The sequence below is a fragment of the Tenacibaculum sp. nBUS_03 genome, from assembly GCF_051201695.1.
Classification (GTDB): domain Bacteria; phylum Bacteroidota; class Bacteroidia; order Flavobacteriales; family Flavobacteriaceae; genus Polaribacter.
Genome location: NZ_CP179214.1, coordinates 1,486,509 through 1,510,037, shown reverse-complemented (window position 1 = coordinate 1,510,037; position 23,529 = coordinate 1,486,509). Strand labels below are relative to the sequence as shown.

Sequence of the window (23,529 nt, the reverse complement as noted above, 5' to 3'; positions counted from 1 at the left end):
GTTTGATTTTAATCAAATTATTTTACAATTAACTTTTTAGTGATACTTTTATTATTGTTAGTGATTTTAACTAAATAAATCCCATTTGAGAAGCCAGCAAGACTAATATTTTTTTCAGACTTTTCAATGATTAAATTTTTAACAACACTTCCAATTATATTGTATATGAGTATGTTTGTTTTTCCAGTAAGATTATTTAGTTTAACGTTAATGTTTTTGTTATTTGTTGGATTTGGAAATAAAGATATAGCGTTTTTAGGTAATTTGTTTTCTTCTGTACCTAAAGCAGATTGGCTTATAGAGGCTTCCCAAACACCTCTACCGTAAGTAGCGGCTCTAAGTTTGTTAGTGGCATAATGAATTTCAATGTCATGAACTATAACGTTAGGTAATCCACTTCCTAACCTAATCCAGTCTCCTTTTGAGTTTGTTCTGTAGTACACACCTAAATCAGTAGCTAAAAATAATTCGCCATCAGAACTACCTGTTCTGTATACTATTTTATGTGTAGGTATATTGGGTAAAGTTCCTGTTATATTAGTCCAGCTAGAACCACCATTTGTAGATTTAAAAACTTTCCCAGCTAAGTATCCTGAATATGCTATGTATACTTCAGAAGGGTTTGTTGGGTGTACTTCAATACTTTTCACATTTCCTCTTTGGGGTAAAGTAACGCTAGTCCAAGTTGTTCCACCATTTGTTGTTTTTTTTACAACTCCACTCTGACCAGAAACATATATTACATTAGCATTTGAAGGAGCTATTGAAATAAATTCAACGCTGCCTACTGATGAATTTAAATTAATCCAATTGTCTCCTCTATCAGTAGACCTATAGATGTCTCCAAAACCTCCAAAAATAGTCCTTGGATCAGTAGGATGTATTTCTAACTCCCAAACAAAAGGTGCTCCAGAGGGGGTGTTTACTCCAGTGGCAGCAGTTTTAAATCCATCTAAAGTCCTATTCATTCCCCCAAGTTGACTACAACTCCAAGCGATATTTGAATTTGAATAATCCCATAATCCTTCAACGCCATCACTACCAGGGTTTTCTCCTTTAAAGCCATTACTACCATCATAAATAGCGATATCATTATCCTGAGCTCCCATGATTAACTTTCCTTGATCTTTGGGAGTTCCAGAAACATTATAATATTGAGTGATAGCTAAACCAGAAGATAAATCAGTCCATTTTGCATCAGAAGAAGCGTCTCCCTTAAAAATTCCACCATCATTTACTGAAAACGCAGTATTAGTTCCAGGAATAAACATCATATCATGATGATCAGAGTGAACATAAAAATATGGTTTTCCAAGTTGCCAATATCCATCTAAGTACTTTTCCCAGCTAGTACCTCCATTTTTTGAACGCCAACCCTCAATACCACCAGCTAAAATTAAGTTTTTATCTAAAGGAGAAATAGCTAAAGTCATATTGTATCCACCTTGAGAGGCATATCCATCAATTGTTGATACTGTAGTCCATGTTTTTCCTTCATCAGTTGATTTTCTAACTATACCACTGCTATCAAGAGATAAAATTAAATTAGGATCATTAACAGTTTGTGCAATATCTAATCGTGAAGAGGAAGGTTTAGAGGCAACAGACCAAGTAGTACCATTATCTCTAGAAATATACAAGGTTCCAAATTTTGTAGTTGCGTAAATTATAGAGCTACTTCCTGTTTTATATTGAATGTCATTAAATGAAGAAAAATTTTCGGTAAAAACATCAGTCCAGTTAGTACCTCCGTCAGTGGATCTTTTAATACTATTTTTAGTGGTAGCAAAAATGGTATTTGGATTGTTAGCATCAATAAGTAATTTACTTATAATATTGTTTTGATTTAAAGAAAAAGATAAACCTGTTCCACTCCAGTTTTCACCTGCATCAACTGATTTAAATACTCCAACAGATCGATTTTGTCCACCATCATAATCACCAGTAGCTAGGTATAGAGTTTTTGAGTCTGTAGGGTGAATTACTATATGTGAGACACCTAGATTAGGAAAGTTATCTCCTTTGGCAGTCCAGTTTTTTCCACCATCAGTTGTTTTCCAAATACCACCACCTGGAGTACCAACATACATTGTATTAGTGTCGTTACCCTTAAAAGCTACTGTATTTATTCTTCCCATACCCGGATAAAAACCAATCGAAGATTTGGGAGGAGTAATTGGCCCTAATAAAGACCAGCTTGTTGATTTTTTCTGACGTAAATTAGAGTAGCGTTTATTTTCTTTTTTTAATTCATTGTAATTATGGGTAGCAGAGACAAATGAACCATCAGGTAAAATTCGATCTTTCCAAAAGTTTTTCCAACGGTTAAATTGTTTTATTTGCTTTTTAGAAGCTCTGCTGGTGCTTCTTTTAGCAGCAGATATTCTTTGTTCATTATTTTTTAGAATATTGAAATAATTTGCATTTTTTTTCAAAGGGGCATCTCTCCAGTTTGATTGCTGTGAGCTTATTTTGGATGCGCATAAAAAGGTAAATAGTAAAAGAAGGGATAATTGACTTTTCATTTTTTATAATTGTATTGTTTCCTTAATAAAGACAGTTTAATTTTTCTTTACCCTACTTGCTTATTTTATTAAAAGCTTATTGGTAAGTTGGTTGTAAGTGTTTTGTGGTAAAACATATTTAAGAGTTATAGTATAATATTGTTTTTCCATTTATAAGGTTTAGGTATCTCAGTATCATCGATTAATTGACGTATGTCAATTTCTATACTCCTAGATAAATCAGTGATAGGTACATCATTAGGTCGTCCCTCAAATGGATTTTCTGAATTATCTCCAATAGCCTCCATAGAGTAAAAAATCCAAGCTAGTAACGTACTGAAAGGAATAGAAAACCACTCAAAATGTATTGCAATGAACTCTTGAATTTTGTGCATAATAGCAGTTTTAAATTCATGGTTTGCTAATGATGCAACAATACGATCACCCAGAGCTTCAAACTCTTGCATCATGCCATAAGGTAAAAGAATTATAAAAATCCAAATAAAAATAAAATTTAAAGTAGCGAATTGTCTAGGGTAAGGAAAGTTTTTAATTCGTTCACTCTTCCCTTGAAGTGCATATAATTCAACCAATATTTTTTCTAGTTCCATATGGCGAAAATCATCAATTAAACCTTTATTTTGAATTTCTTTTATGCGTTTTGATTGTATTCCTAATAATTGAGAGGCTTGATTTTCTTTAGTGAATATTTCTTTATATTCATTATCAGTAATATATAAATTTATTGCTTTTTTGATAGGCACGGTATGTTCAATAACAACAAAGTTTTTCTCTTTAAATTCTTTATTCGATTTGTTAGGTTTAACATTGTTTTCCCATGGTTTAGTCTTTCGTAATTGATAACGCAAAGCGGTTAGCCATGCAATATGACGATGTATTAATTCTCTATGAATTGTTTTTAACTCGTGATTTGAGATATCATCACTTTTTATAAAGTCTTTTACCATAATTGTAAAAGAGCGAGAAGTATTTACAATGCCTCCCCAAATTTTTCGAGCCTCCCATAAACGATCATATGAAGCATTGTTTTTAAAACTAACAATAAAAGAAACAGCTGTGCCTAATACACCTAGAGGAAGCCAAGGAACATAAAGCCATTTCCAACCTAAAATATCAAACAAAAAAACAGGTATAGTGCTTAATAGTAAAAACACATAGGTATATCTTCTTGTCCATTTTAGCATTCCCTTTAAAGGATATGTTTTTTTTACATACATAAATTTAAAACTTGATTTTCCTCTAAAGTAACAAAAACTCATTGAAAATAAATATTTGAATGAGTTTCCTAGTTTATAGTTAAGCTTCTTGTTCAGTATTCGCTAGAGCAATTTAACTAACAGTTATGCTGTGCTAAGGAATAACCTTTTAGCGGTGTTGTGTACGTAAGATTTTGAAATAATATCATTTGAAGAACCTATTTACTGTAGAGGGGTATTTTCTTATAAAAAAATAAGAATAAATAGATTCAAAGTTTTTGGGCGTTAAATAAAATGAAAAATCTTAAAATAATGTTAAAAGATTTAGCGTTATATATTTAATTATGTGAATGAGTATCTTTGGCTATATTCAAATAATAACTAATGAAGAACGTATTTTTATGCTTGTTGTTTATAAGCATTAGCATTCAAGCTCAGACAGTAGATTTGTCCTATTATCTTCCTAAAGATGTTACATACAATAAAAATATACCAACACCAAAATCAGTCCTAGGTCATGAAGTAGGTGAATGGCATATTACTCATGATAAGTTAGTCACTTATATGGAGGCTTTGGCACAAGCGTCAGATAGAATAACTATTAATCAAAGAGGAAAAACATATGAAGGAAGACCTTTGTTATTACTCACTATAACAGCGTCTAAAAACCATACAAATCTTGATGAAATTAAACAAAATCATATTAGGTTGACTGATGATGGAAGTTTTGATGTTTCAAATCAACCGATTGTAGTTTATCAAGGCTACTCAATACATGGTAATGAGGCAAGTGGATCTAACGCTTCATTAGTTGCTGCCTATTATTTAGCGGCTGCTGAAGGAAATAAAATAGAGGAATTGCTTAACAATACAATAATACTGTTTGATCCATCATTAAATCCTGATGGACTTCAACGTTTTGCATATTGGGCAAACACTAATAAAGCAAATAATATTAATCCTGACCCGAATGATAGAGAATATCATGAAGTTTGGCCAGGAGGAAGAACAAATCACTATTGGTTTGATATGAACCGTGATTGGTTACCAGTACAATTGCCTGAGAGTAAAGTTAGAATTAAAACTTTTCATGAATGGTTACCTAACGTTTTGACTGATCATCATGAAATGGGAACTAATTCTACTTTTTTCTTTCAACCTGGAATACCTGAAAGGACAAACCCCCTGACACCTGAGCTTAATCAAGAGTTAACAAGAGAAATAGGAACTTATCATGCGAAAGCATTTGATAAAATAGGATCGTTATATTACTCTGAAGAAGATTTTGATGATTTTTATTATGGTAAAGGTTCAACATTTCCTGATATTAATGGAAGCATAGGGATTTTATTTGAGCAAGGTAGTTCTCGAGGTCATGCGCAAGAAAGTGATAATGGAGTTTTAACTTTTCCCTTTACCATTAGAAATCAATTTACAGCTACTTTGTCAACATTAGAAGCTGCGAAAAGTATGCGTGTAAAGATTTTGAAGTACCAACAAGGCTTTTATGAAGAAGCAAGAAATGAAAAACAAAATAAAGCAATTGTTTTTGGAGATGAAAAGGATGCAGGGAAAGTGTACCATCTAGCTGAGGTGTTAAAAAGGCACCAAATAAATATATATGAATTAAAATCTGATATAACTAGTAATGGGAAAAAGTTTAAGAAAGGCTATAGCTATGTAGTTCCTATGAATCAAAAGAATAAAAGATTGGTAGAAGCAATGTTTGATGTTCGTAAAACATTTAAAGATAGTTTATTTTATGATGTTTCTGCTTGGACATTTAATCATGCTTTTGGAGTTGATTTTATTAAAAATCAATCGCTTTCATTAGTTGGTAAGAAGATTAAAAGTTTAAACAAGAGTACAGGTAGTGTTGAAGTAAAAAGTAATGTAGGTTATTTAATGCCTTGGAATGAATACTATGCTCCTAAAGCTTTACATAGAATTTTAGGCAAAGGAGTTAGAGCAAAAGTAGGAATGAAAAAGTTTAGTAATGATGGCGAATTATATGATTATGGAACTATTTTTATACCTGTGCAAAATCAAAAATTAAATAGTAATCAACTGTTTGATTTTTTAAGAGAAGTAGCTAAAGAAAGTAATGTAAAAATAAAAGGAGTTTCAACTGGATTAAATAATGGTGCTGATTTAGGAAGTAGAAATTTTAGAACAATAAAAAAGCCTAAAGTGGCAATGATTGTTGGAAATGGAATTACTAGTTATGACGCTGGGGAAATATGGCACTTATTTGATCAGCGATTTAACATGAAGTTAACGAAGTTAGATACCGACTATTTTGAAAGAGTTGATTTAAGTAAATATACAACCTTAATACTTCCGAATAGCTATTCTTTAAACGGGGCAATAATTAATAAAATAAAAACTTGGGTTCGTAACGGAGGAGTATTAATTGGTTATAGAAATGCTGTAAAGTTGTTGGCTAACCAAAAAGTTATTAAAGTAGAATTTAACAAGCCCAAAACCAGTATAGTTAATAATGTGTCATTTGAAAATAAAAGACTACAATCAGGAGCACAAGTAATTGGAGGTGCAATTTTTGAAGCTGATATTGATAATTCACATCCTATAAATTTTGGATACAAAAATGAAAAAATAGCTTTATTTAGAAACACAAAGTTGTTTTTAAAAGCTGACGAGAAAAGCTATAATAATCCAATTCAATACACTAAAAATCCTTTGTTAAGTGGGTACATTTCAAAAGAAAATTTAAAAGAATTGAAAAGCTCAGTGCCTTTTAAAGTTCAAAGTTTTGGTCGTGGTAAAGTACTTGTCTTTACTGATAATACTAATTTTAGAGGGTTTTGGTACGGAACAAATAAACTATTAATGAATGCTGTTTTTTTTGGTAAAATAATGTAGTTATTGTTAAATAAAGTTAATAAAGTAGGGAGAATAAAAAGTTATATGTTTAATTTTAAAATTAAAACTTGTACCATAACAGGGGGTTAAAAATAGAATTAATAATTAAATATATGAAGGTAGTTAGTTTTTTACATAAGTTTAGATTGTTATTATTTTGTGTAACATTTTTATCATGTAGTGAGAATATTAACTTACCAGAAGATAATAAGTACGAAGTTACCTATGAAGTTAAGGTAAAAAGTAAGAGTGAGAATAATGTTAAAATTCAATTTCGGAATGAAAATGGCGAAATGGAATCTACTTCTAAAGGAATTATGCCTTATGAAAACTTTACCATGCAAGAAAAATTTAATGTTAAAAGAGGTTACGAAGCTTTTTTAAAAGTAAAAGATAGTGTTTTCGGTGAAGGAGAAATTCAAATTAGAGTAATGATTAAAAAGGTACAGAATATTATTTTTGAAGATATAAGAATACATAATAGAAAAGGGGATGGCTATGATTTGTGCATAATAAAAAAAGCAGAATAAACTCTATTTCAATAAATAAAAAGGAATGAATTAAATATTTAATTCATTCCTTTTTTTATGTAACAAAACTTAATAAGAAGCGTCTTTATAATAAAGATTTAAATTAACTATGAGTTTATTAAGAGTTTTATTAGCTATATTTTTTCCTCCTTTGTCAGTTCTAGGAAAAGGATGTGGCTCTGTTGTTATTGTATTTTTATTAACCCTTTGCGGCTGGGTGCCAGGAGTAATTGGGGCATTAGTTATATTAAACAATCCGAATTAATTAAATAAATAAAAAGGCGCTAATTAGCGCCTTTTTATTTATTTAATTCAAAACTTCATGTATTACTTTACCAGTGTTTCCATTCGGAAATTCTATTTGTAATAAATTAGCCAATGTAGGTGCTATGTCTATAATTTCATATTTTCTTTTTGAAGTTCCTTGTTTAATACCATTTCCATAAAAAATAATTGGTACATGAGTATCATATGAATATCCTGAGCCATGTGTGGTTCCTTTTTTAGGATAAATTATTGTTGAAGGAGTTGGTATTAATAATATATCACCTGAGTACTTTTGATTATATCCGTTCTGTAAAGAATTTAAAATTCCATTTGTGAAATTTGTATTCTGTAAAGTTTTAGCTGTGACAGCTTTATAAATCCCTTTATAGTTTATCGCTTCGTTAGCTATTGTTTGAGCTACTTTTTCATAATCTAGATTTAAATCATTGATTTTTTCTTTGTTTAAGAAAATTTGAAAATTTGAAATATTTTCAATTAAGCTATCAGATTTAAAATATTTGGTAGTTACTTTTTTCAAAAAGTTTAAAAATTTAACAGGTTTTATATAGCCAGCAGGGATTTTTACAGATTTTAAATAAGAAGGAACTTCAGTTGCAGCATGATCTGCTGTTAAAAAAAGAGTGTAGTTTCCTTTTCCAACTTCAGTATCTAAAAATTTAAATAAACTAGCTAAGTCTTTATCCAAACGTAAATAAGTGTCTTCAATCTCTTTTGAAGCAACTCCAAATTGATGTCCAACATAATCAGTAGATGAATAACTAACTGTAAGAAAGTCTGTGTAATTAGATTTACCTAGGTTTTCTCCAATAATTGCCGCTTTGGCAAAATCAGTAGTAAAAGAATTTCCAGCAGGAATTGCTTTTAAAATACTATAATTATTATTCTTGGCTCTTAGTTTAGGAATGTTATGAGGGAAAATTGGTTTCATTTCGCCTTTAAAAGTAGCTTCAAAATTATTGTCATCAGCTATACTTTCAGTATAGGTATTGATATCATATAATGTGTTCCAAGGTGTGTTTAAATACGTATCGGCTTTTTTAGAGTCATTAAAAAGTTGTACCCATTTAGGTAGGTTATTCATATAATAAGAAGATGATATCCATTGTCCACTTTTACCACCATCAAACCAATAAGCGGCATTAGCCGTATGACCAGCAGGTAAAATAGCTGAACGATCTTTTATAGCTATACCTATTGTTTTTCCGTTCATGTTTTGTGCCAAGCGTAATTGATCAGTTATAGTAGAAGTTACCATTCTGTATGGAGATTTTTCACCACCTTTACCTTTATTACCAACCGTTTTATAATTCTTGTCAGTAACGCAGTAAATAGATTTCTTTAAATATTTATCATACCAATTATTCCCAATAATACCATGATTTATAGGGGTGGTACCTGTGTAAATAGAAGTATGGCCAACAGCGGTATAAGTAGGAATGTAGTTGTAATGAGCATTTTCAAGTGAAAAACCTTCACGTAATAAGCGTTTAAATCCGTCATTACCATATTTTTTTGAAAATCTGATAAGGTAATCATACCTCATTTGATCAATAACGACACCAACAACAAGCTTTGGTTTTTTATCATTTTTTTTGGTTGCTGGTTTAAAGGCCATAACAGTCAATAAAAAAGCAAAGAATAGAATAAGATTTTTTTTCATTTTAAAAAATAATTATGAAGTGACAAAGGTAATTAAAAAAGAAACCTTAAACATATAAGTATGGTTAGAGTTAAAGGTTTTTTATACTTTAGCAAAAGAAAAATTATTATCAATTAATGAATTATATAGAGCATGTAGGAAAGTATTTTATTATGCTAAAACAAGTTTTTAAAAGACCTCAAAGAGCTAGAGTATTTAAAGAAGCTTTGTTTAGGGAGGTAGAGGAACTTGGGCATAAATCAATAGGTATCATAGCGTTTATTTCATTTTTTATAGGAGGAGTTATAGCATTACAAACAGCATTGAATCTTGAAAACCCATTTATACCAAAGAGTTTAATTGGTTTTGCTGCAAAAAGATCGGTGATTTTAGAATTTGCACCTACATTTTGTTCTATTATTTTAGCTGGAAAAGTAGGGTCATATATAACGTCAAGTATAGGAACTATGAGGGTAACTGAACAAATAGATGCGCTTGAAGTTATGGGGATAAATTCCCTAAACTATTTAGTATTACCTAAAATCATAGCAACCGTATTTTTTTATCCTTTTCTTATTGTATTAGGAATGTTTTTAGGCATTTTTGGAGGATGGGTAACAGGAGTTTTATCAGGGCTGTTCTCTGGAGCAGATTTTATAGAAGGAATACAAATGGAATTTGACCCTTTTTTAATAACGTATGCTTTAATAAAAACAGTAATTTTTGCTTTTTTAATAGCAACAATACCTTCCTATCATGGTTACTTTGTAAAAGGAGGATCTTTGGAAGTAGGAAAGGCAAGTACACAATCAGTAGTTTGGACTATAGTTGTTATAGTAATAGCTAATTATTTTTTAACTCAAATGCTATTAACTTAATATGATAGAAGTAAAAGATTTACACAAAGGATTTAAGGAGGTTAAGGTTTTAAAAGGTATTACTACAACATTTCACCCTGGAGAAACAAGTTTAATTATTGGGCAAAGCGGATCAGGAAAGACAGTTTTTTTAAAGTCTCTTGTTGGTTTACATACACCAGAAAAAGGAAGTATCTTATATGATGGTAGAATAAATACTGAAATGACCATTGAAGATAAAAGACAATTTCGCCAAGAAGTAGGTATGGTTTTTCAAGGGAGTGCATTATTTGACTCACAAACAGTAGAAGAAAATATAATGTTTCCTTTAAAGATGTTTACAAAACAACCTGATGCCGAGATGTTAGAGAGAGTGAATTTTGTGTTAAAAAGAGTTGATTTAGAGAATTCAAATAAAAAGTTTCCAGCTGAATTATCGGGAGGAATGCAAAAAAGGGTAGCAATTGCAAGAGCGATTGTAATGAATCCAAAATATTTGTTTTGTGATGAACCTAATTCTGGGTTAGATCCAAAAACAGCAATTGTAATTGATAACCTTATTCAGGAAATTACAGATGAGTATAAAATAACGACAGTTATTAATACTCATGATATGAACTCGGTTATGGAGATTGGCGAAAAGATTGTGTTTCTTAAAGATGGAAGAAAAGAGTGGGAAGGAAGCAGCAAAGAAATATTTAAAACAGATAATGAAGCAGTAGTGAATTTTGTGTATTCTTCGGAATTATTTAAGAAAGTAAGAAAAGCTTATTTAAATGATTTGTGATTAACTTGTTGTTAGTTAGAACGGTATAGTTTTTTTTGGTTTTTTTGTTTGAAATAATTGGTAAAAAAACTTGCATAACCAATAGAAGGTCGTATATTTGCACCCGCAAACACGAAAAAGTGAAAAGCAAAAATGACCTGGTAGCTCAGTTGGTAGAGCATCTCCCTTTTAAGGAGAGGGTCCTGGGTTCGAGCCCCAGCCCGGTCACAAAAAGCTTCTCGTATATAAACGAGAAGCTTTTTTTATGAGGGGAGATTCCAGAGCGGCCAAATGGGACGGACTGTAACTCCGTTGTCTTACGACTTCGCAGGTTCGAATCCTGCTCTCCCCACAAACCTCAATCAGAATGATTGAGGTTTTTTTGTATTAAGAGGTATGGAGATTCTTCTTAATATTTGATTCTGAGTGTTTTAATATTGACATTGAGAACTGTTTTATGAAGGTGTATTTTTGATTGTTTTTTTTTGTTAAAAATTGATAAAAAAAAGTTTGTATAATTAATAAAACCTTCTATATTTGCACCCGCAATCGCAGATATGTAAATGCGAAATTGACCTGGTAGCTCAGTTGGTAGAGCATCTCCCTTTTAAGGAGAGGGTCCTGGGTTCGAGCCCCAGCCCGGTCACAAAATTTCCTAATATTGGAAGTTTTATTAAATGAGGGGAGATTCCAGAGCGGCCAAATGGGACGGACTGTAACTCCGTTGTCTTACGACTTCGCAGGTTCGAATCCTGCTCTCCCCACAAACCTCAATCAAATTTGATTGAGGTTTTTTTGTTTCTTTTTTTAAATAAAAAACCCTTAGAAATATTTTCTAAGGGTTATTTGCATTCAAGTATAATGAATAGACTAGAAATACTATTTCCTAGATTTTATAAATGATTTAGAATATTTGGTGTTTTCATCATATATTCTAATAAAATACACTCCTGTTTTTAGTTTTTCAATATTGATTGATGGAGAAAATGAATCTTCATCAACAGTTTTACCGTTTGTATCAATAATTTTGTAATGTGCATTTTTAAGTATTTTATCAGTTCTAATATTTAAAAATTTGCTTACTGGATTAGGATATATCTGTAGACCGATTAAAACATTGTTATTTGTTTTTAGGGTTTTACTTTGACGTGCAGATGACTTTACTATGTTTACCGTATAGTCTTCAACTTCTCCGTCATCAAATAATTCACAAGAATTTTGTACACTATTATACTTCATAGAAACTCTCATTCTTGTTGAACCAAGCATAGCATTATCTGGTATTTTAATACTTGTAACTATGTCTGCTTTACTTTTAGTAGATGTATTCACTACTCTCTCACTTTCTTCAAAATTTCCATCTTGATTATAGTCAATCCAAACACTAAAATACTCTTTATACGTAATCCCGCTAAAATCCGCGCTAATAGTTAAATCCGTTGTGTTTCCTGCGGTAACAGTAGCAATTAGGTTTGTAAAATCAGCATACCCATTATTATGACCAGTTGCATTAGTCATACCTCCAAAAGAAACAAGGTCTATCCATTCATATTTTATCCTATTACCTTTTGATTCGCAATAAGAGATAGATTTGTTTAGTGTGGTTATAGTGATTTCATTTTTATCTTTTGATTCGTTTCCAGCATAGTCTATAGCTTCTACTGAGAAGGTATATTTTGTATTAGGATTTAACCCTGTTAATGCAAAATTTGTAGCTTCAGTAGATGAAATTTTAATGTTATCTTGGTAAATGTTATACTCTTTAACTTTTACATTATCAGTTGAAAAATTCCAATCTAAATTTAACGAAGTTTCGGTAATGTTTAAAGCTTCTAGGTTATCTGGAGTTGAAGGAGCTTCTTCGTCTAAACCTATTGTTTGGTATGTTATGTTATCTACCATTGCTAAGTCATTTCCTTTCTTTACTGATCCATCTTTTTTATAACTCCAAGAAAGGTTATGTTCTCCGGCAGGAATTCTAAAACTCGCGTTTGTCCAAGAAACTTCACCACTCCATTTATTGATTACTTTACCGTCAATTTTAAAAATTAAAAAATCATATCCACTTTCAGATGAAACTGAGTAATCGAATTTTAAATTGGTTGCAATATTAAAATCTTTAGTTAAAGATAAAACAGATTCTTGGTTGTCCGAAATTGAATTTGATTGACTAAAGTGATTACTGTTATTAATCACTGAAAAAGGATGGGTCTCATTTTTAGAAAAATCAGCTTGACTGAAGTCACCTGTTTCAAAGTCAATAATGGTACTCTTAATAACTTCACTATTTTTTAATACATAAACATCAAATTCATGCTTTGTTGTATTGGTTCCATCTGTAGCTTCAATAATAACTTTATGAGTCCCAAAATCATTTTCTGAAGGAGTTCCTTCTAAAGTATAGGTGTCATTAGAAGTGTTTAAAGTAAGCCATGATGGGATTTCTGATACTGATAAGTTAACATTATCTTTTCTGTTTTCATCAACAACTTCTAATTGATAAGAATAAGGTGAATTAACTCTAATAAATTTAACAGGATTAGAAGTAAAGTTAGGAGCAACATTTGAAGGGTATAAGTTGATCATAATAGCGTTGTTATCAATCCAGTTATACTTTCCTCCGTGTGTAATCATTTCGGTTAAATAAAAGTAACCATTACTTCTTCCTGCCCATCCCCAGTTAATGTGGAAAAAATCACCCTGATCTGTTGTGTCGTAACCATCTAAAGCAAATAAATGTCCTGCACCGCCTGCGTTAGGGTCTTGAAGGTTTTTACTTCTACCTGAGTATAAGACTGGTCTTTTTTCGTTAAGTTGTTCTTTTATTAGATTGTTCCATTCTTGATCAGAATAACGATACCTGTATACCATTGAAGCTTCATTACTGTATTTAAAATTTCTTTTTAAAGCACTTAAAGCATCAGCACTGTACGCACCTGATCCACCGTTTGCAGAAGTTCCGTAATTCATTCTAACGGCTACACCAGCATGGTAAGAAAGTTTAGCATTTTCATTATCCGCTCTAGTTTTAGACATTGCATCCCAATTGTAATTTTGTTCTTCAAAGTTTACACTTAAGTTACCGTATTTATTATGGTTATAAGAGATTTGTCCTTTTCCAGTAGAAGGGAATTCCCAGTATCTCATTACTTGAGACATTGCTGTTGCAACACATCCAACAATTGCTTGGCCATCATTGTCACTTGGGCAAAATTTTTCAAAACCACTAGATTGCGTAAATAAAATATCATCCATAAAGGGTTCGATTTTAGTGGTTCTTCTTTGCGTTTTATTTCTAGATGAATTTAAGATTTTACTCCAGGCAGATTTAGTCGCTATTGTTCGCTTGCTTTTTTGTGCTTTAGCACTTTCATAAACAAAAGATTTATAAGCGTTTAATAAATCTTTCATTTGAGGTGTATCTAAAGAAGTATCAAATTTACCTTTATTAGAATACCCTAGAATTGGTTTGGTAGCATCATCAGCAGAAACAATTACAAACCCTCCTTCGTTAAAATTTATTAAGTAATAAACTAAACTATTTTCATGATACACTTCCTTGATTGAAGCTATACTCTTTTGTGTTAATCTAGTATTTCCCTGTTGGATGTTGTTAATCCATTTGTTAGCAACAAGGATGGCTGTCTTTTTTTTAATAGGATCAGCAAAAGTACTCTTAATACAAAAGAGTAGAATCATAGTAAATAATGTAATTTTTTTAATCATTGTATATTATTTTAAAATTGTACGGTAAAATAAGTTCTTGAAAAGCTCTTGTGAAATAAGGGGTTTTCCCTTTGGGGGTTAGGGGTTTGTGGGTAGGTATGGTAAGGGTAATTGAGTATGTAGAAGTGAATCTTGTAAAATTATAATCTATTTGTTAAATATGTGTTAAAAAAAATATTAGAAAATTAGTGTTATAATAGTTTTTTATTAAACAAGTTTCTCTACGCTTTTTTTTTAAAAAGATGCTAGCTAACACATTTTTATTAGCTTTAAGAGTATAATCAGATTTTATCTTTAGTTTTTGTTTGTAAAAAACGTATCGTTTTTATTTAGTGGGAATTGCAGTTGAGAACTTAATATTGTTTAATGTTTTTATGAAATAAATAAACAATATGTATATTTGCATATATTAAATTTTTATACATGAAAAAGCTTTTAGTTTTTATTGCAGTTTTTCAGTTAGTTATTGTTCAATCCCAAGAATTAGGTGTTATAAAGGGAAAAGTAATAGATTCAAAAACAAGGGAGTTGATTCCTTTTGTAAATGTTTTAATTGCAGGTTCTCAAAAGGGAGGAACAACTGATGAATCAGGAGAGTTTATAATAAAAGAATCCCCTTTGGGATATCAACAGGTTCAAGCTTCTTTTGTTGGTTATAAAACAGTAATTTCTGAAGATTATTTAGTAACCAAAGAGAAAATTCCTTTTATAGTCATTGAAATGGTTGAAGATGCTACGCAGTTAGCTGAGGTAGAGATTAAAACAAAGTTATTTAAAAAAACGTTAGAAAGCCCACTTTCATTGCAATCACTAGGAGTGGCTGAGATAGAAAAAAACCCAGGAGGTAATAGAGACGTATTGCGAGTAATACAATCTTTTCCTGGTGTAGCTTCTAATCCTGGTTTTAGAAATGACATAATAATCAGAGGAGGGGCAACTTCAGAAAATAAATTTTATGTTGATGGAATAGAAGTACCTGTTATAAATCACTTTCAAACTCAAGGAGCAACTGGAGGACCAGTTGGTATAATGAACACTGATTTAATTAGAAAAGTAGATTTTTATTCAAGTGCATTTCCTGCTAACAGAGGGAATACATTGAGTTCAATAATTGAGTTTACACAAAAAACAGGAAATCCAAATGAGTTAAACGCAAGAGCGAGTTTGGGTACTTCAGATGCAGGAATAACATTAGACGGTCCTTTAGGAGAAAATACAACGTTTATAGTTTCATTACGTCAATCGTATTTGCAGTTTTTATTTAAATTAATCAAGCTTCCATTTTTGCCAACATACAATGATTTTCAATTTAATATAAAAACAAAATTAAATGATAATAGTGAATTAGCTATTATTGGTTTGGGAGCTATTGATGATTTTAAAATAAATACAGAAGTAAATGATGGCGTTACAGACGTTGAAACCTTAAAAAGGAATAAAGTTATTTTAAATACTGTTCCAGTAAATAGTCAATGGAATTATACTGTTGGTGTTAATTATAAAAGATTTGGTGAAAATTCAACACAGCAGTTCGTTTTTAGTAGAAATGAATGGAAAAACAAAGCAGTAAAGTATTTTTTAAACGATGAACAAGAAAGACCAGAAAATTTATTATTAGATTATAATTCTAAAGAAATAGAAAATAAATTTCGTTTTGAAAATACAATAAAGAAAGATAATTATTCTTTTAATATTGGAGCAAACTTAGAGTTAGCTAATTATACTAATAACACATTTCAAAAAATAGTAAACACTCAAAGTGTAGCAGAAAAAAAATTCTCATCAAGTGTTGATTTTTTTAAATATGGTATCTTTGGTCAGTTCTCAAAGTCTTTTATTAATAACAAACTTGGAGTTTCTTTTGGTTTCAGATTTGATGGAATTGATTACAATTCTGAAATGAAAAATTTATTGAATCAGTTTTCTCCAAGAATAGCAGCAACTTATAATTTCAATGAAAGATGGTCTTGGAATTCTTCTTTAGGAATTTATAAGCAACTGCCATCCTATACTGTGTTAGGGTATAGAAATCAATCAAATGAGTTGGTTAACAAAAAAGGATTAAAATATATAGAATCTCAACATGCAGTAACTGGAATTGAATTTAGACCAAATGCAACATCCAAGTTAACATTTGAAGGTTTTTATAAGAGGTACTCAGACTATCCCTTTTCAGTCAGAGATCAAATAAGTTTAGCTAATCTTGGAGCAGATTTTGGAGTAGTGGGTAATGAAGAAGTAGTTTCAAATTCCAAAGGTAGAGCTTATGGATTTGAAATTTTAGCTCAAAAGAAGTCTTACAAAGGGGTGTATGGTATCGCTGCTTATACTTTTGTAAGGAGTGAATTTAAAAATAACTTAGGAAGGTATATTCCATCTAGTTGGGATAATAAACATTTATTAACAATTACAGCAGGAAAGAAATTAGGTAAAAACTGGGAAATAGGTACAAAATTTAGACTAGTTGGAGGAAGACCTTATACACCTTATGATTATAATACATCGTCAGTAAAGGCGAATTATGATATTAGTAATGGAGGAATTTTAGATTTTTCAAGATTAAATGAAGAGCGTTATGCTACTTATACACAATTAGATATTCGAGTTGATAAGACTTGGTACTTGAAAAGATATTCAATTAATTTATATATGGATGTACAAAATGTATATGCTAGTTCTTCAGACAGACAACCTTTTTTATTACCACAAGAAGATGCAAATGGACAGCGCTTAACTGATCCAAATGATTCTTCTAGATATTTATTAGAAGAAGTAGAAAGCTCATCCGGAAGAGCCATTCCAAGAATAGGGGTAATTGTTGATTTTTAGTTTTGAATAAACTATTGTTTTAGTTTTTTCAGTTCTTTTTAGAAAAACCTTAAATTGCCAAACAAATCAACTAAAAATAGTTTTTTAAAATGAAAAAAATATTAATAGGAGCTTCTTTTTGCTTACTAGCAATAGGCTCTATTACGGCTCAAAAATATCAATTCACAACAGTTAAAGATATCGAAAAAACTGAAGTGAAAAGTCAAGGAAGAACTGGAACTTGTTGGAGTTTTTCAACTACCTCATTTTTAGAATCTGAAATTATCAGATTAACCGGTAAACAAATAGATTTATCTGAGATGTTTACGGTTCGTAACACCTATTCTGCTAAAGCAGACAACTATTTATATCGTCAAGGTAAGGCTCAATTTGGTGAAGGGGGTTTAGCTCATGATGTTATTAATTCAGTTGCTAACAAAGGATTAGTTCCTGAACAAACATTTACTGGTTTAGATTTAGGTCAAGACAAGCATAATCACGCTGAGTTGGTTGCTGTTCTTAAAAGTATGTTAGATACTTATATCAAAAATCCAGCAAGAACATTAAGTCCAAAGTGGAAGGATGCAATTGAAGGAGTTTTAAATGTTTATTTAGGACAAAATAAAGAAGAGTTTTCTTTTGAAGGAAAAAAGTATACTCCTAAAAGCTTTGCTGAATATGTAAAAATAAATCCGACAAATTATGTAACTTTAACTTCTTTTGAACATGCTAAAAAACATGAAAAATTCATACTAAATATACCTGATAATTTTTCAAATGGAGCCTTTTATAATATTTCCTTAGATGAGTTAGTATCTGAAACAGAAAAAGCCATTAAAAACGGTTATACGGTTGCTTTAGACTGTGACGTTTCAGAAAATACATTTTCATCTAAAGCTGGAATTGCCGTAGTACCAGCTATTAGTGGCGAGAATAAAAAAGCCTTAAAAGAGATTGTTGAAGAGAAAAGTATCACCGCTAGATATCGCCAAGAAGAATTTGAGAATTTTAATACAACAGACGATCATTTAATGCACATTGTTGGAATTGTAAAAGATCAAAAAGGAAATATGTATTTTAAAGTAAAAAATTCATGGGGTAGTATGCAAGGTAATCAAGGATACGTGTATATGTCAATTCCATATTTTAAATTAAAAACAATTTCAGTTTTATTACATAAGGATGGAATTTCTTCTAGTTTAAGAAATAAACTAACTATAAAATAATTTTTCTAACTTATCCAACGACGCTCCTTTAAAAACTCTAGTTTTTAAAGGAGCGTTTTGTTTTAAAGTGACAATTAATATTGTTTAGATTTGAGAAATTTTATGGTGATTTTTACATAACTTCCAATTTATTAAATGAGCTAAAGCAATTGCAAACGCACCTGTAACCATTAGGATTGTTTCTAGTTGTTCATTTCCCCATAGTTGACAAACTAAAATAGTCATGAATCCAATAATAGCTATAGTTATTGGCATTTTATTTTTATGAGTTTTAGTAAAACCTTTTGATAAAGATAGTATTGCAATAAATAAGCTTACTATAATAATTATACTTTCTATAATAGGTGATTCCATGAATGCTAGACCACTAAAAGGAGCTAACGTTACTAGTATTGGAAGTACGCCACAGTGAATGGCACAAAGCAATGAAAGTGAAAAACCTATAAAATCTATTTTTTTAGATATGATCATTGGTGTTGATTTTGATTGTTAATTAAATGAACTACAAAAGTAGTAAAAAAACATTATTGCAACTTAGTTGCAATAATGTTTTTTTACTACTTTCTTTAATAAGAAGCTATACAAATCGAATGAGAATTATAAAGCAATTATTTATATATGTTATGGTATTTCATTGAATTTTGTATCTTTCGAGGGGTAACAAAAATTAAAAATAGATGGAAGAAAAATTGAATAATGAAGAGTCAGTTGAGCAATCAAAACAGGCGGTGCAGGATGATGCTAAAGGGTTGTGGGTGAGTTCTAAGAAATTTATTATTGAATTACTAGACTTTAGACATGATACTGACCAAGAAGCTACTATTGAAGCCATAAAAGGAGATATACCCTTTAAAGGAGCCACTGCTTGGATTTTAATATGTTCCATATTTGTAGCCTCTATTGGATTAAATGCAAATTCAACAGCTGTAGTAATAGGAGCCATGTTAATATCTCCGTTAATGGGACCAATACTGGGGATTGGAATGTCTATTGCTATTAATGATATTGATACACTTAAAAAATCAATGATAAACTTAGCAACTATGATTGTTTTAAGTTTGTTAACTGCATTTTTGTTTTTTGCTATTTTTCCATTAAAAGAAGAAACTTCCGAATTACTAGGAAGAGTAAAGCCTGACATACGTGATGTGTTAATAGCTTTTTTTGGTGGATTAGCACTAATTATAGCTCGAACAAAAAAAGGAACAATTGCTTCGGTAATATTTGGTGTAGCAATTGCTACAGCATTAATGCCTCCTTTATGTACAGCTGGTTGGGGGTTAGCTACGGGAAAATATCATTTCTTTTTAGGTGCCATGTACCTTTTTACAATCAATACTATTTTTATCGCTTTAGCAACTTTTGTTGTTTTGAAACTTCTTGGTTTTACGATGATACGTTATGTTAATTCAGTGAAAAGGAAAAGAATAGCTCGATTAGCTTCTTTTATAGCTGTTTTAGTTATGGTACCTGCTGTTTTTACGTTTATAAATGTGTATCAAGACAGTATTATAAATGCAAACTATAAAAAGTTTTTAAAAGATAAAATTGATGATAATAAAGATTTGTGGTTGCAGCGTGAGACTATAGATAGAGATGCAAAAACTATTAGTTTATTTTTTAATGGAGATATTACAGATGCAACTGAAACTTTTTTAAGAAATGAACTAAAAACATATCCAAAAATTGATTCATATTTACTTTTAATAAATGAAAACAAAGCCAGAAGTGTAGATAGAGTAGTAGATGCTTATGATAGAGCTATTGCTGATTTAGATGAAAAAGATAATGTTATAAAAGGATTACATAAAGAAATAGATGATCTTAAGTCAACAATTTCTAATTTAAATCAAAGAATAGAGCAGGATGCATCGAATAGAGACAAAAATACAGTTCCTTTTAGTTCTATTATAAAGGAAGCTAAGATTAGGTATAATGAAATTACAGCAATGAGTTTTTCAAAGACATTGGTGTCAAAAGATTTTATTAAAATAGATACGGTTCCAGAAATATCAATTTCATGGAATAAAAAATTAGCAGACTCAATAGTTATTAAAAAAGAGAAAGAACTTAAAGGTTGGCTTCAGAAAGAGTTGTCAATTAATAATCTTATAATTAAGAAATAGTAAAACTAAGTTTTATTGCAAGAAGGGAAGAAAGTCAATGTTTCTTCCCTTTTTTAATTTAAAAACAATAGCAACATATTTTGTAGTTAACTACAAAATATGTTGCTATTGAAAAATATGAAAACACCGAAACCAGGAAATCAGTAAGAGGGTCAAAGTCAGGAAAACCAATAATGACACTTTTTGATTTATTAGGAAGAAATTGGACTATGGGGATTATTTGGCATTTAAATGATTCGTTCAAATCATTTAATGATTTAGAAAATTTGTACACAGATATTTCACCAACCAAGGTTCAAGGAATTACAAAATATACTTATTATAGAAAAAAGTGGTAGTTGGTTTCAAATTAATAACGATTGGGGAAGAATTGTTTGTTTTGTTTGAGCCTTTAAGAGAGTGATTAAATTAATGGTCTAAAAAAATTATATAATAAAACAATATGTTTATCATTAATTTTAATTTTTTAAAACCTTTAGAAGAGACTAATAAATATACTGAATTACACAAGGCCTATGTGACTGAACAGTATGAAAAAAATAAGTTTATAATTGGAGGTGCTAAAAAACCTAGAAACGTAGGAGTTATGTTATTAAATGAATGCTTAGATGAAGAAATTCTGGCAATTTTAGAAAATAACCCATTAATATTTAAGGGACTAGCTGAGTATAACTTAATAAAGTTCTAACCATTAATGAGTACTGAGATTTTAAATGAATATATAAAGTAAAAAACCGAGCTTTGTGCCCGGTTTTCATTTTTGATTACTTTGTTAGAGTATTCGTAGTAAGTTAGCGTTTATTTTTGGTTAATAACCCTAAAAGTTGTTCTTCTATTCGAAGCATGCTCTCTTTCTGTACAAGAAACACCGTCAGAACATCTGTTGGTTAATCTATTTTCACCATAACCATTTGCTGTTAATTGACTAGGGTTAATTTTTTTAGCTATAAGATAATTAACTACTGCTTGCGCTCTTCTTTCAGATAAAGATTGATTGTTCTTTTTTGTGCCTCTAGAATCTGTATGTGATTCAATAGCTACGGCAAGCCCATCTTTTAAAATAGGTAGTAATCTTGCATCAATAATTCGTTTAGCACCAGTAGTTAAAGTTGCACTTCCTAGGTTCCAGTTTATTGGTAAAGGAGTGTTCTCAACTAATTTACACTCAACCTCTTTCCAAGAAGTTAACCCACCTTTAGAAACTAAAACTTCTTTGGTAATTGTTTTGTATTTGGCAGCTACTTGTACTTCTTCTTCCCATGCATCTTTTACTAAAACAGTCTTTTTAATTGTTTTATAAGTTGCGTCACCTTTAATTAATCTTGACGATGGAGGTGATGCCATAACTGTTTTTTTTATTGTAGTTGTTACTTCAGGTATTTCAACTGTATTTGTAGTTGTAACAGCTGGTATGCTTCTTTTTACAGTAGTAGTAACTTCAGGTATCGTAATTGTTCTTGTAGTTGGTGGAGTAACCATTACGCGCTTTTTAATAATTTTAGTAACTGCAGGAATATCAATAGTTGTAGTGCTAGGAGGAGTAACCATTACTCGCTTCTTAATAATTTTTGTTTTAGCAGGTATTTCAATTACTCTTGTTGTTTCAGGGGTAATAACAGTCCTTTTTATGGTTTGAGTAACTTCAGGAATTTCAATAGTTCTCGTAGAAGGAGGAGTGACCATTACTCGTTTTTTGATAATTTTTGTAACTGCAGGAATCTCAATAGTTCTTTCAGAAGGAGGAGAAGTCATTACTCTTTTCTTTACTATTTTAGTAACTGCAGGAATGTCAATAGTTCTGGTACTAGGTGGTGTGGTAACTACTCTTTTAGAATAGGTAGCTATTCCACAACCGTTAGGTCCTGCATTATTTTCGTTACAAGTGGATGTTTTAACAGTTGAGGCATCTTTTTCTAATACTGTCTTACTTATTGTTTGGTATTCAGCAGGAACTTCTTTATAACACCAGTAGCGACAGTCATTAGGGTCTGAAGACTCACAATCTGGAGCTTTTTCACTCATTTGCCATCTAGCAGATTTAGCTCTTAACTCTATAACTTCACTATCTTGGTTAAATGCAGCAGGAATTACTCTTAGTTTAGAACCATATTCCTTTTTTTTATATTTTAGGATTTCAGAGCCGTATACTGCAGGAATAACTTCTAAACGTTGTGATGCTTCTTTTATAGTAACAACTACATCTCTCATTTCATATTTAGCAGGAACTATTTCTACTCTTTTTCCCGCTTCTTTAACAGTAACAACTACATCACGCATTTCATATTTAGCAGGAATAACTTCTAATCGCTTAGAAGCTTCTTTTACAACAACAGTTTCTTCTTCAATGCTAGTTTTTGCCGGTACTTTTACTAAACGCTGGCTAGCTTCTTCAACAGTAACAACTACATCACGCATTTCGTATTTTGCTGGAATAATTTTTAAACGTTTGCTAGCTTCTTTAATAGTAACAACTACATCGCGCATTTCATATTTAGCAGGAATAACCTCTAAACGACTTGACGCTTCTTTTGTAACCACAGCTTCTGAAGCAACTGAAGGTTTTGATAAAGATTTTTCAATACGTTTACTAGCTTCTTTTGTAACAACTGTAAAGTTTTGTGTCTCGTATTTAGCAGGAACAATTACTAATTTTTGACTCCCCTCATTAACTAAAACTCTTTCAGTTATGGTTTTGTATTGAGCAGGATGAGTAATAATTCTTTTATAGGCAGGTGCAATTTCAATAGTAACATCTTCATTTTTCCATACTTCAGGAGTTTTACATCGAACATAGCATTTCCCCGGTTCGGCGTCAGTTGGTAAATCTTGCGAAAAAGCAGATAATCCAAAAGCAAATAAAGCCCCAGATAACAATAATTTTTTCATAATTAATAAAAATTTGTTAATGATTATTTAGTTTCATTTAATATGACACGCCAAGGGGTTAGAGGTCACATAT

16 protein-coding genes and 4 tRNA genes are annotated in these 23,529 nt (G+C 30.7%); 14 read left to right on the top strand and 6 right to left on the bottom strand.

Going from position 1 to position 23,529, the window contains the following annotated elements; genetic code table 11:
* Nucleotides 1-17: 17 nt before the first annotated feature.
* Together ACMFBB_RS06945 and ACMFBB_RS06940 are read right to left on the bottom strand one after the other, a co-directional pair.
* Complete coding sequence (locus ACMFBB_RS06945) at nucleotides 18-2,525, bottom strand: VPS10 domain-containing protein (protein ID WP_435263709.1); 2,508 nt, start codon at nucleotides 2,523-2,525, stop codon at nucleotides 18-20.
* A gap of 125 nt (nucleotides 2,526-2,650) precedes the next feature.
* Nucleotides 2,651-3,742: a bestrophin family protein gene (locus ACMFBB_RS06940; protein ID WP_435263708.1), complete on the bottom strand. Its 1,092-nt coding sequence runs from the start codon at nucleotides 3,740-3,742 to the stop codon at nucleotides 2,651-2,653.
* A gap of 363 nt (nucleotides 3,743-4,105) precedes the next feature.
* Here ACMFBB_RS06940 and ACMFBB_RS06935 point away from each other — a divergent pair, with 363 nt between their 5' ends.
* The 3 genes from ACMFBB_RS06935 to ACMFBB_RS06925 all read left to right on the top strand — a co-directional run bounded on the left by ACMFBB_RS06935 (nucleotide 4,106) and on the right by ACMFBB_RS06925 (nucleotide 7,399).
* Complete coding sequence (locus tag ACMFBB_RS06935; protein ID WP_435263707.1) at nucleotides 4,106-6,604, top strand: M14 family metallopeptidase; 2,499 nt, start codon at nucleotides 4,106-4,108, stop codon at nucleotides 6,602-6,604.
* 113 nt (nucleotides 6,605-6,717) lie between these two features.
* Entirely contained in the window at nucleotides 6,718-7,134 is a 417-nt protein-coding gene (locus tag ACMFBB_RS06930) for a hypothetical protein (RefSeq protein ID WP_435263706.1), read from the top strand.
* A gap of 109 nt (nucleotides 7,135-7,243) precedes the next feature.
* Nucleotides 7,244-7,399: a YqaE/Pmp3 family membrane protein gene (locus ACMFBB_RS06925; RefSeq protein ID WP_113786645.1), complete on the top strand. Its 156-nt coding sequence runs from the start codon at nucleotides 7,244-7,246 to the stop codon at nucleotides 7,397-7,399.
* A gap of 42 nt (nucleotides 7,400-7,441) precedes the next feature.
* Here ACMFBB_RS06925 and pafA read toward each other — a convergent pair whose 3' ends face one another.
* Nucleotides 7,442-9,082, bottom strand: coding sequence for an alkaline phosphatase PafA (gene pafA, locus ACMFBB_RS06920; protein ID WP_435263705.1), 1,641 nt, complete (start codon nucleotides 9,080-9,082; stop codon nucleotides 7,442-7,444).
* Between the two features lie 116 nt (nucleotides 9,083-9,198).
* Between pafA and ACMFBB_RS06915 the strand changes: the two genes are divergently transcribed.
* The 6 genes from ACMFBB_RS06915 (at nucleotide 9,199) to ACMFBB_RS06890 (ending at nucleotide 11,448) form a co-directional block, all read left to right on the top strand.
* The gene (locus ACMFBB_RS06915; protein ID WP_435263704.1) at nucleotides 9,199-9,939 is read left to right on the top strand and encodes an MlaE family ABC transporter permease; all 741 of its coding nucleotides are present in this window, start codon (nucleotides 9,199-9,201) and stop codon (nucleotides 9,937-9,939) included.
* A 1-nt stretch (nucleotide 9,940) separates the two neighbouring features.
* On the top strand, nucleotides 9,941-10,705 hold the full coding sequence (locus ACMFBB_RS06910; RefSeq protein WP_435263703.1) for an ABC transporter ATP-binding protein: 765 nt from the start codon (nucleotides 9,941-9,943) through the stop codon (nucleotides 10,703-10,705).
* 134 nt (nucleotides 10,706-10,839) lie between these two features.
* A tRNA-Lys gene (locus tag ACMFBB_RS06905) sits at nucleotides 10,840-10,912 on the top strand.
* Nucleotides 10,913-10,953: 41 nt separating this feature from the next.
* Nucleotides 10,954-11,036: transfer RNA gene (locus tag ACMFBB_RS06900), tRNA-Tyr, on the top strand.
* Nucleotides 11,037-11,257: 221 nt separating this feature from the next.
* Nucleotides 11,258-11,330: transfer RNA gene (locus ACMFBB_RS06895), tRNA-Lys, on the top strand.
* Nucleotides 11,331-11,365: 35 nt separating this feature from the next.
* A tRNA-Tyr gene (locus ACMFBB_RS06890) sits at nucleotides 11,366-11,448 on the top strand.
* A 115-nt stretch (nucleotides 11,449-11,563) separates the two neighbouring features.
* Here the strand turns inward: ACMFBB_RS06890 and ACMFBB_RS06885 are convergent.
* Complete coding sequence (locus tag ACMFBB_RS06885) at nucleotides 11,564-14,410, bottom strand: C10 family peptidase (protein ID WP_435263702.1); 2,847 nt, start codon at nucleotides 14,408-14,410, stop codon at nucleotides 11,564-11,566.
* A gap of 423 nt (nucleotides 14,411-14,833) precedes the next feature.
* Between ACMFBB_RS06885 and ACMFBB_RS06880 the strand changes: the two genes are divergently transcribed.
* On the top strand, nucleotides 14,834-17,239 hold the full coding sequence (locus ACMFBB_RS06880; protein ID WP_435263701.1) for a TonB-dependent receptor: 2,406 nt from the start codon (nucleotides 14,834-14,836) through the stop codon (nucleotides 17,237-17,239).
* 89 nt (nucleotides 17,240-17,328) lie between these two features.
* Nucleotides 17,329-18,444 (top strand): C1 family peptidase, encoded by a 1,116-nt coding sequence (locus tag ACMFBB_RS06875; RefSeq protein ID WP_435263700.1) that lies wholly within the window; start codon nucleotides 17,329-17,331, stop codon nucleotides 18,442-18,444.
* A gap of 84 nt (nucleotides 18,445-18,528) precedes the next feature.
* On the opposite strand, the gene ACMFBB_RS06870 is transcribed toward ACMFBB_RS06875, so the two are convergent.
* Entirely contained in the window at nucleotides 18,529-18,915 is a 387-nt protein-coding gene (locus ACMFBB_RS06870; RefSeq protein ID WP_435263699.1) for a MerC domain-containing protein, read from the bottom strand.
* A 206-nt stretch (nucleotides 18,916-19,121) separates the two neighbouring features.
* Between ACMFBB_RS06870 and ACMFBB_RS06865 the strand changes: the two genes are divergently transcribed.
* From ACMFBB_RS06865 to ACMFBB_RS06855, 3 genes are all read left to right on the top strand, one after another.
* Nucleotides 19,122-20,570 carry a DUF389 domain-containing protein gene (locus ACMFBB_RS06865; RefSeq protein ID WP_435263698.1) on the top strand — a complete coding sequence of 483 codons (1,449 nt, stop codon included), beginning with the start codon at nucleotides 19,122-19,124 and terminating at the stop codon, nucleotides 20,568-20,570.
* Nucleotides 20,571-20,743: 173 nt separating this feature from the next.
* A complete protein-coding gene (locus ACMFBB_RS06860; RefSeq protein ID WP_435263697.1) occupies nucleotides 20,744-20,908 on the top strand; it encodes a hypothetical protein in 165 nt (54 codons plus the stop codon).
* 104 nt (nucleotides 20,909-21,012) lie between these two features.
* Nucleotides 21,013-21,258 (top strand): YciI family protein, encoded by a 246-nt coding sequence (locus tag ACMFBB_RS06855; protein WP_435263696.1) that lies wholly within the window; start codon nucleotides 21,013-21,015, stop codon nucleotides 21,256-21,258.
* 110 nt (nucleotides 21,259-21,368) lie between these two features.
* Here ACMFBB_RS06855 and ACMFBB_RS06850 read toward each other — a convergent pair whose 3' ends face one another.
* Nucleotides 21,369-23,456, bottom strand: a complete 2,088-nt coding sequence (locus tag ACMFBB_RS06850) for an OmpA family protein (protein WP_435263695.1) — start codon at nucleotides 23,454-23,456, stop codon at nucleotides 21,369-21,371.
* Nucleotides 23,457-23,529 lie beyond the last annotated feature (73 nt).